Origin of the sequence: Coprococcus sp. AM11-30B (genome assembly GCF_027674365.1) — a bacterium.
Taxonomy (GTDB): domain Bacteria; phylum Bacillota; class Clostridia; order Lachnospirales; family Lachnospiraceae; genus Allocoprococcus; species Allocoprococcus comes.
This window is the reverse complement of sequence record NZ_JAQDVB010000013.1, coordinates 40,195-55,004: the sequence shown is the minus strand read 5'-3', so window position 1 is coordinate 55,004 and position 14,810 is coordinate 40,195. Positions and strand designations below refer to the sequence as shown.

Here is a 14,810-nt window from a genome sequence, read left to right as displayed (position 1 = left end):
GCGTACCGCGACCCGCATTCCATGCGGTGCCTGACGGCACCTATGATCCGCTCGCCAAGGCTCGCTCGATGGATAGATTTTCAGGATCAAAACGACTAGAAGGAGACGACAAATGACAATGACTAAATTCTCCCGCATCAACAAGCAGCGCGAGGAAATCACCATGCGCGTTCTGGAGGACATGGAGAAAGGCGGTAACGAGTGGAAGAAACCGTGGGTAGAGGCCTCCCCTCTCCCACCGCATAACCCGGTCTCCGGTACCCAATACAGCGGACGCAACTTCCTCTACACATATGTCTACGGCATGATGCGAGGCTATGCCGACCCGCGTTGGGCTACCGAGAAGCAGATCAAGGAAATGGGCTGGAAAATCCCAGAGAACCTGCAGAACGGACGCGGGGGCATCAATGACGAACTCGGCGTAGGCATCGAGCACTGGGGCATGTACGCCTACATTCCGCGCGTCAAGAAAGACGGAACGCCGCTTACCGACAAAGGGGGCACACAGAAGTTCACCAAGGTCTGCGCCGTCAAAGAGAACGGCGTCTGGGGACGTTACCGTAAAGGCGATAACGGAAAATATGAATTCGAGCAGCTGCCGAGTGGCGTCCATCCGCACCCCGAATGCGATCGCTACTTCAAGGTATTCAATCTCTCACTTATCGAGGGCGTCCCGCCGCTTCCCGTTCCCGACCTCGCGCCGAATGACGATATCGAAGTCGGACTCCTTGCCGACGATGTGATCGCGTCGAGTAGGTGCGAGGTGTTCGAGGGGAGCACCGACGGCGCCTACTACAACTTCGTCAATGACAAGATTTCGGTTCCGTCCCGCGAGGCGTTCAACAGCAATTCCTCGTTTCTCGCCTCACTGCTCCATGAGATGGGCCATTCTACAGCGCCCGCACTTGACCGTCAGATGACGGGTGACATGCGCAGCAAGGAATATGCACACGAGGAGATCGTCGCTGAGCTAAGCAGCATCTTCAGCTCCGTCGACCTTGCCGTCAAGGCAGAGACCGACCCCGAGGCCGCCGGTTATGGCGAGCATGTCGCCTACCTCGAGTTCTGGAAGGGGCGTCTCGACAGCGTGGCCGGTACGGACGAATATGAGGCGACCAAGGAAGAACTCTGTGACGATTTCTTTGCCGCCGCTTCCCAGGCATCGCAGGCGACCGACTTCATCATCGACCGCTACGAGCTGGAAGTCGGGCATCCGGCAGCCGGCAAGGAGATCGTGCAGAAGCTCGATATGCCCGAAAAGACGGAACAGGAAGATCGCGCCGGCCGCAGTCTCTCGCACAAGAAGGAAACGGCTCGCGACGCGTCTGCCCACATGCAGGGCGACCGTGCAGACCTTGTGAACATGCGCGATGAAAATGCCATCGGAGCGTAAGCAAAGGGGGATGGGCAATGGCTAAGTTTGATTTCGATAAACCCGTCGCCAGTTTCAGCTGGTATCTGCAGAACGGCAGCGCCGATGACAAAAGGGGAAACCGTCTCCACGTCGGTACCGGACAGAAAGCCCAGATCTATTTCGACCCGGAGAGCGGTGAGTTCATCGGCAAACTCAAATATGTCGACGACTATATCGACCTCGCGGACGGCGCAAAGCAGCATTTCGAGCTGCCCCGCACAGCCCGCGAGTATAAACCGAGCGATTTCAGTCCGAAATTCCCGATCTCTAACGTCAAATTTGAAGTAGATGAGTCTGTGAAGGATTTTATCCACGTCCTGCCGCGCGGTCTCTTCTTCTACCAGAATGAATTCTACGATGCCGTCTTCGGGGACAAGACGGACTACCCGGAATCACTTAAGGATTTTCTCTTCACCCGCACGGGCGACATCGAGGCCGCCGGTGAATTATATGGAGCAATCGAAAAGTGGCCGCAGAGCGTCTATTGCACCCTCGTGGAAAAGTGCAATGTCGAAAACCGTCCCATTCCAGAATATGAGAACGATCGGGCTCTGCCGCTCGACCACCATAAAGAGCTGCTGGCGTCCCTTAAAGATTATTTCGGATGCGGAGAGAGTAATTACAGGACGCCAGGCGACCTGATCGCTGCCAGGAGCTACGGCTCATATCTCTCCGGTATCTCGCTTAAGTTCAATCCCCAAGACGTTATCGCGGCTGTAGAACATGCTACCGAGACTGTTCAGGCCGAGCTGGTCCCCTATCTCTCAGACAGCTTCGGACCCGATAGATATCTTCCCTGCGGCTGCCATGTTACCGTCCCGATGAATAATTCGATTGAAAATGCGGCGCAATCGATCAAGGAGCTGCGGGATGCCGGAGTGGATCTTGACGCCTTGCCGAACCTCAGCTGCGACGAATGCAGCCAGCTCGCCGCTAAAGTCATCCCCTATGCGGAGAATAAAGCGCAGCCGGCGCCCGACCGCAGCCTGGGACACAAACATGAAGTGAACCGCGATGCAGCGCAGCGGATGCAGGCAAGTCGTGAAAACGCCGTAAGTATGATCGATGACCATGCGATCCACGCATAAAGGAGTAAAAACAGACATGGATACTGAAATAACTCTCGATCTTAATAAACCGCTCTTCAGCTATAGCCGATACGAAATAAACGATCACGGTTACGGGGACGACTTTATCCACCGCGACGGCGACGGCGTCAACATGCAGGTCTTTTTCGATCGGGCCACCGGCGAGTTCGTCAGCAAGGGCGTGTCGATTTCCGATTTCACCAATCTCATCGAAGGTGAATCCACCCGTGACACGAATGCCTGGACTAGGCGCTCGCTCGACCCGAAAGAACTCCTTCCAGATGACATCTACAAAGTCGAAATCAACGATGGGATGATGGCCTTTCTGAAAACGTATAGGTTCAACGTATCCGATGAACACACCGGTGACCCTATCCGACAAGTGGTATATGACTTCGATTTCAAGGATGCCGATTTCTACAGTGCGCTTTACGGTGACGTCGGAAACTGGCCGCCTGCTGTTTTACGTGGAATTGTCGATAGATTTGCCGAGACCGGCACGCATGGGCTCGAATTTAATAGCGAGTATTCACTACCGACCAGCTACCATGAAAAACTGTTCGACGCCTTGAAATCATATTTCAAATGCACCGGCGAGGACTATACGACTATCGATGAAACTATCTATATGGAATACCTCGGCGGTGTCGATGTCGATGGGTACAGCCTGAAGTTCAGTCCCGAAGCCCTTGTCTCTGCAGTTGAAAGCGGCTCTCGCTCGCTCGAAGGTGAACTTGTCCCATTGATAGACTATGAGCTGATCGGCGGAGGCAAAACGTATGAATATCTCCCCTGCGGCTGCCAAGTCGATATTCCCATGAATGATTCCATGGTCGCCGCATCTCAGCTCCTTAGAAATCTGCAGAATGCCGGAGTGGATATCGGCAAACTGCCGAACCTCAGTTGCGACGAATGCAGCCAGCTCGCCGCCAAAGTCATCCCCCATGCGGAGAATAAAGCGCAATCGGCACCTGACCGCACCCTGGGACATAAACATGAAGTGAACCGCGATGTGGCGCAGCGGAGGCAAACTGAACGAACGACAGTCAACCAGATCCGTGAAGAAGACACCGTAGGCGAATAGTTAAAAGGAGCGAATCGCAATGTCCGATTACATCAAATATATGTACCGCGAATACCTTGAAGGCCGCACCCGTATCAAAAAAGTCAATGAGGACCAGCCATTATTTCCAAACACCGGCGCCGGCCTATTGATCCAAAAAAACAAGCTTACCGACGATTGGACCGCGCTGAACGTCTCCGACGGGCATTATGAGGAGGAGTCTTTCAATCATGAAGCCCTTGCCGCGGCCTTTCTTCAGGGCGCGAATATGGGACAGCTTCGTATGTTAAACGAGATACTTGACCGCGCCCGGCTGAACGGACCATATTGCCTGGAAAACGTCGCCGACGCATTGCTGTCTTTTGCACCAGCGTGCAAGGCCGAATCGCTCATGGAAAACCCCATGCTGCATTTCATCGAGCTTTCCAAGTCCTTCTCCAAGAACGGCGGCATCTACGATCCCGTCCACGGTATCTATATCGACTCCAAAGTCAATGGGTTGGGCGATGTCCCACATTTCACGTTATATGATGTGTCGGTCGCAGACATCGAGGAATGTATGGCCAGAGGCACAAAACACCTCGATGAGGTTCCCGGACAGATCCATGTCGTGAACGGTTCCCCCCACATCGCGACAATCTACGTTACGGATCCAGATGACCGTCGAATCAATGACCTTATCTTCACACTTTGCGAAGACGGTCGCTGGTGCGATGTCTCGGAACTCGATGCGGAAACGCTCGCCCGTTTCAATGAAATCATTGCAAAGGCGGACCGCATCGAAGCGGGTATCATAAAAGATGACGAGTGGCGCGACGGGATGGTCGAGCAGGTGTCGGGGTTCATGGATAAAATCAAGGATATGGATGCAGAGGAGGCGGAAGGTGCCGATACGGTGCTCGCCGAGACATTCAATTCGATTGACGCCCTCTCAACCGATGCTGCGATTGATTTGCTGCGCGTCTATTCGAGTTGCGATGCATCCGGACGCGATGCCGTCGCCAAGACGTTCTATGCGTTGTCCGGTGAATCATTCGACTCCTATCTCATGACGGCATCGGAAGTATGCAAGAAAACGCTCAGCATGCTTGAGCCCGAACCGCCGCAGCCTGCAAAAACTAAGAACCTATCCCAGAAAACAATGTCGTCGCGTGAGGCATCGACTCGATTGTCTGATGAGATTGGTGCGAAGTCCTGCACGCGCGATGAAGGCACCGTCGGCGACAGCTGATCAGCGAACGGAGGTCTAGAGTTATGACACAGGTAGCGTATGGTCAAAAAGGCTATTTAGGTTCCTCGATGAGCGTACGTGCAGCCGAGGCGTATGAACAGGGCGAGATGCCGATCAGCAGATGGACCAAGACTGCAATCATCCACGCGGTCAAGGACTACTGTTTCGATTTCGATCTGGCTTACGATCCGGATATCGAAAAGAAGACGAAAGCCGAACTCGCTAAAGAATTCCTCGAGTATAAATCTTGGCATCATTCCAGCCGTACCGCCCGCGAGGTCGAGTTTTTCGGTCTCAATGAAGATGCCGTCTGCCGGAGTTTCGAGCAGATGAGCGAGGAGCAGATTATCGAGCGAGATCGACAGATGGCAGATGAACGGGCTGCGCTGGAGGCGCGACTCCAATTCATGCAGTCGCGGGAAAAGGAATTCGAGAAAAAATTTGAATGCAACCCTTCAAGTGTCTTGGCATACGAGGCGATCCATCCGGAGATGTGCGAACGCTTCATTTCGAGACGCAAGAATACCGAGATGATTAAATACCGATTGCCGACCGAAGCGGTCAAGGCCGGTATGAAAGAAGAACAGGTCTGCCCTGTCGCACACGCAAGTCAAAGCCGCGTCGCCTATTTCCACGTATTTATGCAGGGAACCGGAAAGAAACGACACTGGGAGAATGTCGACTTCGAGGTTTTAGCCGAGAAGTTCACCGCAGCCAAGAAGACCTCCCTTTCCTCCAAATCGAAAAGATGCGTTGCCATGGCAAACACTCTCGACGGTTTCTCGAAAGGCCTTTCATCTCGAAGTGAAACAATGCGTTAACTTGTATAATTAAGTGAGTGAAGCCGCATGAACGAATCGCCGTGCGACAATGATGTCTGAAAGGAAAATCTTATGGATTCCTATTCCGCCCTGCTCAGTGCGTTTTTCTTTACGCTTGTCTTGCTGTTGGGCATCGCGATCGTGACACTTGTCGGCAAGTGGAAGGTGTATGCCAAGCTCGGCATGCCGGGTTGGTACTCCCTCATCCCCGTCTTCTCCGACTACAAGCTCTGCGAGCGAGTCCGCGGCGGTGAGGAGAACAAGACATTCCTCATGGCGTATCTCATTGTGTTGATCTGCTCGTGGGTGCTCTGTTGGGCGCCGGCGGTCAACTGGATTCTCATCATTGCACAGTTCGTGATGAACATCATCGTCCTCAACGATCTTGCCCACACTTTCGGTAAGGAGTCCGCCTATACGATCGGCCTCGTACTGCTCGGTATCGTGTTCTGGCCGATGCTCGGGTTTGGTGAAAGCGAGCCTGTTGACCTTGAGGATGATAGCGATACGGACTACGAGGTTCTTTAGCTGAAATTCGCAAGCGCTTGCGAATTTCAATGAATCATACGTTGGATATGTACCTAGCTGTTTCTAGATCAAAAGGGGCTACCGTCAGTACGACGATAGCTCCTTTTGCTGTATTCAGCTAATTATTCAGCCTGACGCTCTGTCCTGTAAAACATCTCGCTTAAGGAGTTGCCCTATGAGAAAAATAGTTCCAATACTTTGCATTTTGGCGTTGTCGCTATCGGGATGCAGTTCAACAACCTTGCTCAGAAATGGAGTAGATGAATTAAGGGATTATATCGCATCGGAAAATGCCAAGACAAAAAAGAAGCTGGATGATCGGCTCAACAAAAAGATTTCTACTCTAAATAGAGCAATTTCCGAGAAAAATGAAGAAATCATATTTGAACTCATGGCTGATGATCTGAGAGAAGATGGAGACAAACTTAAATCACAGCTAAAAGATTTTGTGAATTTTATTCCCGGTAAAATTGTAGAGACGAGTAACCGTAGCTGGGGAACTTTAATCCACGCGGAAAACTATAAGGATGCCCCAGATAACGTTATCGAAAGAAAGATCTGGCCTCATGACGATGAAGGCAATTATTATTGTAGCGTTCGGGTATACCGGTTATCTTATCTTGCAATAGATGATCAGGGTACAGAATACGAAATTACCATGGAATATATCAAAAGCAATGAGGCAAATCCGGAGGAGATTGGATTAAATTACGTAAGTATTTTCAAAACGGATCCAGATAGCGATGAAATGATTAGAGTGGGAAGAACGTGGGAATGAACAAGAAGAGATTCTTTGGTGGCGTCTCTTTTCTAGTGAAGCCGTATGAATGAATTGCCGTGCGGCAATGATGTCTGAAAGGAAAATCTGATGCACTCCTATTCTGCCCTGCCTGGTGCGTTTTTCTTTACGCTGGTCTTGCTGCTCACCATCGCGTTCGTGACTCTTGTCAGTAAGTGGAAGGTGTATGTCAAGCTCGGCATGCCAGGCTGGTACTCTCTCGTTCCCATCTTTTCCGACCGCAAGCTTTATGAGCATGTTCGTGGCAACAAGGAGAACAAGACGCTTCTCATGGCGTATCTCATCATTTCACTCCTCACCATCGCACAGCTTGCGGCGATCATCATCTTCCTTAACAACCTCGTCCAGATATTCGTCTAGATGAAATTCGCAAGCGCTTGCGAATTTGACTGAATCGGCCACCGGGTATTTGCCTGGTTGTTTTCTTTTAGAGTTAACAGGGCTACCGTCAGTACGGCGATAGCCCTGTTTGCTGTCTTTATCTAATTATCTTGTTTGACGTTCCGTTCTACAATAACATCAGTTTTCGCCGAGGTAGGCTACCGCGCCGCTGCTTCCTTGAATTTCAAATTGGGCGTCCGGGAAATCGACAGACAAAGGCATAGTCCCAATCCGGGTTGATTACACCTGGCGCTCCTGCACTAAAGCGAGCGTTTTCCCTCCAATTTTCAAGAGCCCAAGAACTCAGATCTTCGGATAGGTTCATGCAGCCATAGAACATCCTATTCAAATCGACCGCCCGCGAAATATTCCATGTTTCGGCTCCAATTTTTCTTAGCCTTTCGCATCCGTAAAACATCTCATGCAAGTCAACAGCACCGTAGAGATCATAACCATCCATGCCGAGCCGTTCTAGCGATTTGCAACCATAGAACATTCGACTCGTATCAGTCACCAACGGCATTCCGAAGCGCGGCATCCTGACCTGCTCAAGGTTACCGCAGCTTTCGAAAAGACCCTGAGCTGCAGTCGTGTATGTCGTATCCAGTTTCTCCAGATCGGCTGCACGGAGATTTTCAAACCGGTTGAACCAATGGCAGAGTTTTCTCGGTTTTATCCCGCCATCTGCAACGGAAACACCGGTAACGCGATTGGCGATCGCGTCAGTTGTCCAGCAATGATCGCTAAAATTTTCGAAGACCTTCGTTACATGCTTTCCAGCAAATTCTGTTCCCACCATAGGAATGTGCCCATAACGATAAAAGGTAAGTGATTCATCGTCTACGGAGTATACGGCAAATTGCCTGTCAGCCATTTCGATTCCTTTCTCTCGGCCTACGGCAATATGATTGCCTAACAAACGAGAAGGTCTTAAAACCGCGGAATCTATGGTCGAAATTGTTTCAGATGAACGATATGGACAAGCCATACCACTGGCTTAAATCTATCCTTACATTCAGTCCCACCATAAAAGACCGGGCTTTCCTGTTTGCAACTCCCCAGGTTGAAACGTGGTTGTTTGACAAGAGGTATGCGATTGTTGAAACGGCACGTGAAGCTGGCTATTTGCAAAGGCACCGCAATGCGGAAATTGGTAAAATATCAAATCGATCCTCTTGAATACGCTGCAAGAGTTGCAGCCGGAAAAGGAAAGGAATGATGCAAGACATGAACGAAACAGACAACAAGCAAAAGAAAGGAGGAGGCATGTTTAACAAGATCAAGGCCGTCAGTCGCCGCGCTGCGACCGTTGCCGCAGGTACCGTGCTCGTTTTGTCGCAATGCCTGGGCAGCTTCGGAGCCGCATTCGCGCCGAGTACGGCCTACGCAGAAACTTCAGCGAAGACGGCAACCGTCACCCTCACCGATACTGAGAACGGCAGCCTGTCGTTTGTCGGCAGGGACGACGACACCAAGACCATTACGGTGAATGTCGGCGAGGCGGTCGCAATCAAGGCCTCTCCCGCCGACGGGTATTTCGCCGACAGCCTCTCCGTCTTCAATAACTCCGATAACGATGCCTCCGCCGTCTCGCTCAAGGACGGGATCGGCACCTTCAAGGTGACCGGCAGCGCCACCGTTTCCACCATGTTCTATGAGAACGGTTCGAACGGCTCCTCCATCCTCAAGGCCGTGAAGGTCAAGGAGGGTAAGGCCAACAAGGCTATCGACGAGAAGACCTATATCAAGGAGAACGCCGATTCCAAGTACGTCGGGCTCGGCGACAAGCTGGAGAAGAAGGATGTACTCACCGTGACCACCACGGTCGTCGACTCCAATATCCTCCCGAACGCCTCTCTCGATAACCTCTGGGCCGACGATGACGGCGATGGCATGTCGGACCATGCAGACGCGCTGCGAGCAAACGCAGTGAGCCATGCGATTCTCTATGACCTCAACGAGGATTCCGACTACTATGTCGGCTACGCCGGCTCCCGCATCTCCGGTGCCACCCTTGCCGATTGGGGTGCGTCCGAGAACAACGCCGACGCCAAGATGCGCGACGGCTTCGTGTTCGACGATGCCACCGGTCTCATCTATGTGCCGAAGAAGTATACCGAGAAAAACAAGAAGGGCGAGCTCAAGGTCGCTTCCTCCCGTATCCAGCTGCTCTATGCAACTGCGGACAAGGGTGCAGAGAACAGCATCAGCGTCAAGATCTCCGAGGACGGTGTGGACGGGGATGTCGCCGAGAACGGAACCGCCAAGGTCGATATCCTCGCCACCGACACGAAGATCGTTCTCGCCAAGGACAAAACTGCCCGCGAGTCGCTGAAAGACAGCTCGATCGATTCCGTCATCGCGAACGGCATCGAGTACACCCGCGATATGGACATGTGGTCCTACGATGAGGGCACCGGTACGCTCGATCTCAAACTCGCTCCGGCCGGTGTTCGCACCGTCAAGGTCAAGCTGACGAACGATACCGGCAAGACTGTCGGCAACTTCCTCACCTCTATCGCCACCAAGGCATTCGCCGGTAACGTGAACAACATCGGCACCTGGAAGTTCAATACGGCACCATATGTCGGCATGACCTTCCACACCGCCGGCCACAACAAGTACACCGGTACCGCGGCCGGCGGCCATACCATGCCGGCAGTCGAGAACCCGTCCAGCGGCCGCTACGAGGCGAAGACCATCTACCAGGCGCTCGGCACCCAGGGCGTGGATGTCTCCGCCCTGCAGTCCGGCAACTACTCCATCGAGCGCACCTGCACAATCAACGCGCAGACCACGTCCTCCGGCGTGGAGATCCCCAACGCCGCAAACCTCAACCTGACTTGCGGTCATGTCGGCGTCAATCCGTCCGGCCAGCTCCAGAACGGCTACAACCAGCCGAAGTACACCGATGACGATTACGGCCAGACCGTCCGTGTCGCCGCCGTGTACGGCAACGAGGCCGTCGTGGGCGTCACTGTCCCGACCACCTTCACGCAGGCAGGTGCCGGCTTCTTCAAGGTCAACTGGCAGCTCAACAAGGTCAACGTGACCTTCAGTAAGATTTCCGCCGATGCCAAGGTGACGAACGGCAACAGCGAGTACTCCTATGCGGGCGCCGAGTTCGATATCTACCGCACCCGCGACAACGCGCTGGTCGCCCATATCACCATGGACGGTAACGGCCATGCCAGCTACCAGCTCGACCCGAACGAGAACTATTACGCCGTCGAGACTAAGGCCCCGCAGGGTTTCCAGAAGCACGAGGGACATATCGATTTCTCGACCGGTAACAGCGCCGGGGAACAGCAGCTCAAGGACGACCCTGGCACGGTGCGCATCTCAGTCAACAAGAAAGACTCGGCAACGTCCGGTACCGCCCAGACAAGTCTTTCCCTTGAAGGTGCCGAGTACAAGATCACGTCGCTCTCCACTCCTGGCTGGGAAGCGACTTTAAAGACTGACGTGAACGGTCAAGGAGAAGTCATCAATGTTCCGTTCGGCGAAATTCAGGTTATCGAAACCAAAGCACCTTCCGGATATAAGCTCGACACAACAGTTCATACCTATACTATTTCAAGCTCACAAATGACTGCTTCTGGTGTTTTTGAGCTTGAACCTGAAAATGATTTCGCCGAGAACCCGCAGGCGTTCGATGTCGAAATTGCCAAGACCATGGGCGGCGAGGACGACAGCTGGGTGTCCGACAACGGCCATGGCAAGCCCGCCGTCGGCGTGCAGTTCCAGATCATCTCGAACTCCACCGGCAAAGTCGTCGGCACGCTGACGACCAACGAGAGCGGATTCGCCTCCACCAAGGATGCCGATACCTGTGACGAGACTTCCATCTCCGAGGACAAGACGGATGATGCAACCCGTCCGTGGTTCGGCGAGGGCAAGCGTAATGCCGGCATCGACGGCGCGCTGCCGATCGATCAGAAGGGCTACACGATCCACGAGGTGGATTCCACGGTGCCCGAGGGTTACGACCATGTCGATGACTGGACTATCTCGGCAGATGAAGAGGTCAACCAGAGCACGAAGTACTACTCCGTGATCGACAAGACGTTGACGAGCCGACTCCAGATCGTTAAATGCGACGCGGAGACTGGCAACACGGTTCTGCTCTCCGGCTTCAAGTTCCAGATCCTCGATGCTGACGGCAAGGTCGTATCGTTTGACGACCCGTATGACGTGAACGCCAAGGTTGACACGTTCACCACCGACGCGAACGGTCAAGTTTCCATGCCCGGAAAGCTGAAGTCCGGCAAGTACGCCGTCAAGGAAATCACCACCTCCGCCCCGTATCTGCTCAACAGCGAGACGGTCGGCTTCGAGGTCTCCAAGGATTACAAAGACGCCTCTCCCATCACCGTCGTAAAGGTCTTCGACAGGCAGGCTATGGGGCAGGCGACCATCACCAAGTCCTGCGCTGATGACGGCAAGAATCTCAAAGATGCAGAGTACGATGTCGTCGCGCAGGAGGATGTCGTCTCCCCGGATGGCACCGTGCGTGCGTCCAAGGGACAGGTTGTCGACCATGTGACCACCGGTGACGATGGAACCGCCACCACCAAGAAACTCTATCTCGGTTCCGGTTCCGCAACCTATGCCTTCATCGAGACCAAGGCTCCGAAGGGTCATGTGCTCGATACGACCCCGGTCGAGTTCACCCTTTCCTATAAGGACGACAAGACCGATCTCGTGACCGCTTCCGTAGAGCAGAAGGACAAGCCGACCAAGGTAAAGGTCAACAAGACTATTCTCGGTACCGATGATGTCCTCGCCGGCGCCAAGTTCGACATTTGGAACATCGATGACCAGGAGACCTTCCAGACCGGAACTTCCGTCGCAATCCGTGCCGATGAGGGCAAAGAGGTCTCCGTCAAGCAGAATGTCTCCTCTTCCACCGTCACGGTCAATTCGAATGAATATTCGATTGTCCTGAAGGACAAGGACGGCAGGGAGATCGAGGTCGGAAGCGACACGGCTGTCGAGGCCGGTGACTACACCGTCGTGGCTAAGAAGGGCGACGATGAAGTGAAGCTTTCCGACGCCACGATTTCTGTAGACAAGGGTAAGTCCTATACCGTCGCCATCAAGAACCATATCTTCGGAACTTCCACTGAACTCAGCGAGACCGGTGATTCGGTGCCGAATGTGAATCTGATGTGGGATGCCGCCCGCAAGGCATACACCACCGACAAGACCCTTGCCTCCGGCAAATACACCGTCTTCGTCGATGGCGGCGCGGTTGGAAAGATTTCCGTCAAGAACGGCGAGATCGCCTACGCATCCATCTCCGATGGCAAGGTCAAAGCCGAGCCCGTCCTCCTCAAAGACGGCAAGAAGTTCACCGAGCGCACCACGGACGCGAAGGGCGAGTTCGACGTGAAGCACCTCACCACCGGTTCCTACCGCATGGTCGAGACCGAGGCTCCCGCCGGCTATATCGAGAACCCGAACGTTTTCGCCTTCACAGTCGATTCCGACGGCATGACCGAGGGCGTGACCGAGTACACGATCGATGTCACGGACGACTACACCAAGCTGCATGTCTCCAAGCGCGATATCACGAATGAGGCCGAAATCGAGGGCGCGAAGCTCACGCTCAAGGATTCCGATGGCAAGGTCATCGATTCGTGGACTTCCACCACGGAGGACCATGTGATCAATGCCCTCGCGCCCGGCAAGTACACTCTCACCGAAGAGCGCACGCCGCATACCTATGATGTGGCGGAGTCCATCGATTTCACCGTGGAGAAGACCGGCGAGATCCAGACCGCCGTCATGTACGACAAACCGATCTCCATCAAGGGCGAGATCGACAAGCGCCAGGAGATCGCAGACCCCACACATCCGTATACGGAGGCTAACGGGGACGGCGAGAACAACGCCGATACCAGCACGTCAGATGACGGAAGCTATGATTACACCCTCGATTTCCGCTCCACCTCTAATACCTGGACGGATGAGTTCACCGTCGAGGACGACCTTCACGGAGTCATGACCGGTAAGGCCACCCTCGATTCGATCACGACCCCGCAGGCGTACAAGGACTTCGACGGCAAGATGAACGTCTGGTACAAGACCGATCAGACACCATCCGATTACTCCGACGAATCCGGTGCCAACCAGACCCTTTCCGACGGACACGGCAACCCGTGGCTCACCGACGAGTCCAATTCCGAAACCCTTGGCGAAGACGGCCGCAAGATTGATTACACCGGCTGGAAGCTTTGGAAAGCCGACGTGTCCACCACCGAGGCCGATGACCTTAAGGTGTCCGACCTCGAGCTTGCCGAGGGCGAGCACGTCACTGCGATCCGTTTCGAGTACGGGCGCGTCGAATCCGGCTTCACCACGCGTGAGGACGATTGGGACCGTGACGGCATCAAGGACTCCCATGACGACGTGAACGACGCAACCGAGACCGCCAAGGGCAACGGTTCGTACTCCGATGGGGTCTCCATCCTCGTCGACCTCGACGACTCCGGCAAGTTTACGGCATTCGGCAATAACGGTCTCGGCGGTAAGATCAAGCAGAAGGATGGCACCTATACCTGCAAGGACGGGGATGCCGTCTATTCCTTCACCCTGAACAAGGATGGGTCCGCCACCGCGAAGATGACCGATAAGGACGGCAAGGAGACCAAGGTCGATCTCGCCGCCGGTCAATTCAAGATCAGCGAGGGCGTTTCCGGTGACTATGCACCGGCCATCGTCCATATGAAGGTCACCGACGATTACCGCGATGGCGACTCCTTGGAGAATTACGCCAAGGTCGACCTCTACCGCAACGGCGGTGGCGAGGACCAGCTCGAGGACCATGACGATGACAAGGTGAAGCAGACCCCGAAGTCCGATTCCGCCATCATCGGCACCACACTCACCGGCGAAGACGGCAAGCACGCCGTCAAGGTTGGCGAGAAGGTCGAGCTCACCGATACCGTCTCCTACACGAATATCGAGGCGGGTGTCGAGCATACCGTCACCGGTACGCTTATGGATAAGACCACCGGCGCTCCCCTCTCCGATGGGGACGGTAACCCACTCAGCTCGAGCGTCACCTTCACTCCGGAGGAGAAGGACGGTACCGTCGAGGTCAAGTTCACCGTCGATACGACACATCTGGACGGTCACGATCTCGTGGCATTCGAGACGCTGACCACCAAGGAAACGGAAACCGACAGGGAGACCGGCGAGAAGACAACCGTCGACAAGACCGTTGCCGAGCACAAGGACATCGACGACGCGAACCAGACCGTCACCGTCACTAGCGACAAGTCCTCGATGGCTCAAACCGGCCGCAACATCCTGATCGGCGCCGCAATCGCGGCTGCCGTCGCCGCCGGTGCGGGCGGTACGTATATCTACCGCAAGCGCCATCAAATCGATGACGCCGACGATATGATGGAGTAATCTTTAAGAGGGACTTCCATCGCCTACTGAAGGGGCTATTCGGGGTAACCCGATGGCCCCTTT

General features: G+C 54.1%; 10 protein-coding genes. 9 read left to right on the top strand and 1 reads right to left on the bottom strand.

Features of this window, described 5'->3' with window-relative positions:
* Positions 1-112: 112 nt before the first annotated feature.
* The 8 genes from PGU50_RS10030 to PGU50_RS09995 all read left to right on the top strand — a co-directional run bounded on the left by PGU50_RS10030 (position 113) and on the right by PGU50_RS09995 (position 7,304).
* Entirely contained in the window at positions 113-1,393 is a 1,281-nt protein-coding gene (locus tag PGU50_RS10030; RefSeq protein WP_270246859.1) for a zincin-like metallopeptidase domain-containing protein, read from the top strand.
* A 17-nt stretch (positions 1,394-1,410) separates the two neighbouring features.
* Positions 1,411-2,502: a hypothetical protein gene (locus PGU50_RS10025; protein ID WP_270246858.1), complete on the top strand. Its 1,092-nt coding sequence runs from the start codon at positions 1,411-1,413 to the stop codon at positions 2,500-2,502.
* A gap of 16 nt (positions 2,503-2,518) precedes the next feature.
* Positions 2,519-3,586 (top strand): hypothetical protein, encoded by a 1,068-nt coding sequence (locus PGU50_RS10020; RefSeq protein WP_270246857.1) that lies wholly within the window; start codon positions 2,519-2,521, stop codon positions 3,584-3,586.
* A gap of 19 nt (positions 3,587-3,605) precedes the next feature.
* Positions 3,606-4,796, top strand: coding sequence for a hypothetical protein (locus PGU50_RS10015; RefSeq protein WP_270246856.1), 1,191 nt, complete (start codon positions 3,606-3,608; stop codon positions 4,794-4,796).
* A 23-nt stretch (positions 4,797-4,819) separates the two neighbouring features.
* Positions 4,820-5,617: a hypothetical protein gene (locus PGU50_RS10010; RefSeq protein WP_270246854.1), complete on the top strand. Its 798-nt coding sequence runs from the start codon at positions 4,820-4,822 to the stop codon at positions 5,615-5,617.
* A 72-nt stretch (positions 5,618-5,689) separates the two neighbouring features.
* Positions 5,690-6,145 (top strand): DUF5684 domain-containing protein, encoded by a 456-nt coding sequence (locus PGU50_RS10005; RefSeq protein WP_270246853.1) that lies wholly within the window; start codon positions 5,690-5,692, stop codon positions 6,143-6,145.
* A 175-nt stretch (positions 6,146-6,320) separates the two neighbouring features.
* A complete protein-coding gene (locus tag PGU50_RS10000; protein ID WP_270246852.1) occupies positions 6,321-6,923 on the top strand; it encodes a DUF5104 domain-containing protein in 603 nt (200 codons plus the stop codon).
* A gap of 90 nt (positions 6,924-7,013) precedes the next feature.
* Positions 7,014-7,304: a hypothetical protein gene (locus tag PGU50_RS09995; protein WP_118218995.1), complete on the top strand. Its 291-nt coding sequence runs from the start codon at positions 7,014-7,016 to the stop codon at positions 7,302-7,304.
* Positions 7,305-7,509: 205 nt separating this feature from the next.
* Here the strand turns inward: PGU50_RS09995 and PGU50_RS09990 are convergent, their stop codons facing one another.
* Positions 7,510-8,199: a BspA family leucine-rich repeat surface protein gene (locus PGU50_RS09990; RefSeq protein WP_270246850.1), complete on the bottom strand. Its 690-nt coding sequence runs from the start codon at positions 8,197-8,199 to the stop codon at positions 7,510-7,512.
* A 353-nt stretch (positions 8,200-8,552) separates the two neighbouring features.
* Between PGU50_RS09990 and PGU50_RS09985 the strand changes: the two genes are divergently transcribed.
* Positions 8,553-14,747 carry a SpaA isopeptide-forming pilin-related protein gene (locus tag PGU50_RS09985; protein ID WP_270246849.1) on the top strand — a complete coding sequence of 2,065 codons (6,195 nt, stop codon included), beginning with the start codon at positions 8,553-8,555 and terminating at the stop codon, positions 14,745-14,747.
* Positions 14,748-14,810 lie beyond the last annotated feature (63 nt).

Excerpts from the sequence above, each read along its gene's own strand:
- PGU50_RS09990 (WP_270246850.1), bottom strand. The coding sequence starts at position 8,199 with ATGGCTGACAGGCAATTTGCCGTATACTCCGTAGACGATGAATCACTT.
- PGU50_RS10020 (WP_270246857.1), top strand. The coding sequence starts at position 2,519 with ATGGATACTGAAATAACTCTCGATCTTAATAAACCGCTCTTCAGCTAT.
- PGU50_RS09995 (WP_118218995.1), top strand. The coding sequence starts at position 7,014 with ATGCACTCCTATTCTGCCCTGCCTGGTGCGTTTTTCTTTACGCTGGTC.
- PGU50_RS10030 (WP_270246859.1), top strand. The coding sequence starts at position 113 with ATGACAATGACTAAATTCTCCCGCATCAACAAGCAGCGCGAGGAAATC.
- PGU50_RS09985 (WP_270246849.1), top strand. The coding sequence starts at position 8,553 with ATGAACGAAACAGACAACAAGCAAAAGAAAGGAGGAGGCATGTTTAAC.
- PGU50_RS10005 (WP_270246853.1), top strand. The coding sequence starts at position 5,690 with ATGGATTCCTATTCCGCCCTGCTCAGTGCGTTTTTCTTTACGCTTGTC.
- PGU50_RS10025 (WP_270246858.1), top strand. The coding sequence starts at position 1,411 with ATGGCTAAGTTTGATTTCGATAAACCCGTCGCCAGTTTCAGCTGGTAT.
- PGU50_RS10015 (WP_270246856.1), top strand. The coding sequence starts at position 3,606 with ATGTCCGATTACATCAAATATATGTACCGCGAATACCTTGAAGGCCGC.
- PGU50_RS10010 (WP_270246854.1), top strand. The coding sequence starts at position 4,820 with ATGACACAGGTAGCGTATGGTCAAAAAGGCTATTTAGGTTCCTCGATG.
- PGU50_RS10000 (WP_270246852.1), top strand. The coding sequence starts at position 6,321 with ATGAGAAAAATAGTTCCAATACTTTGCATTTTGGCGTTGTCGCTATCG.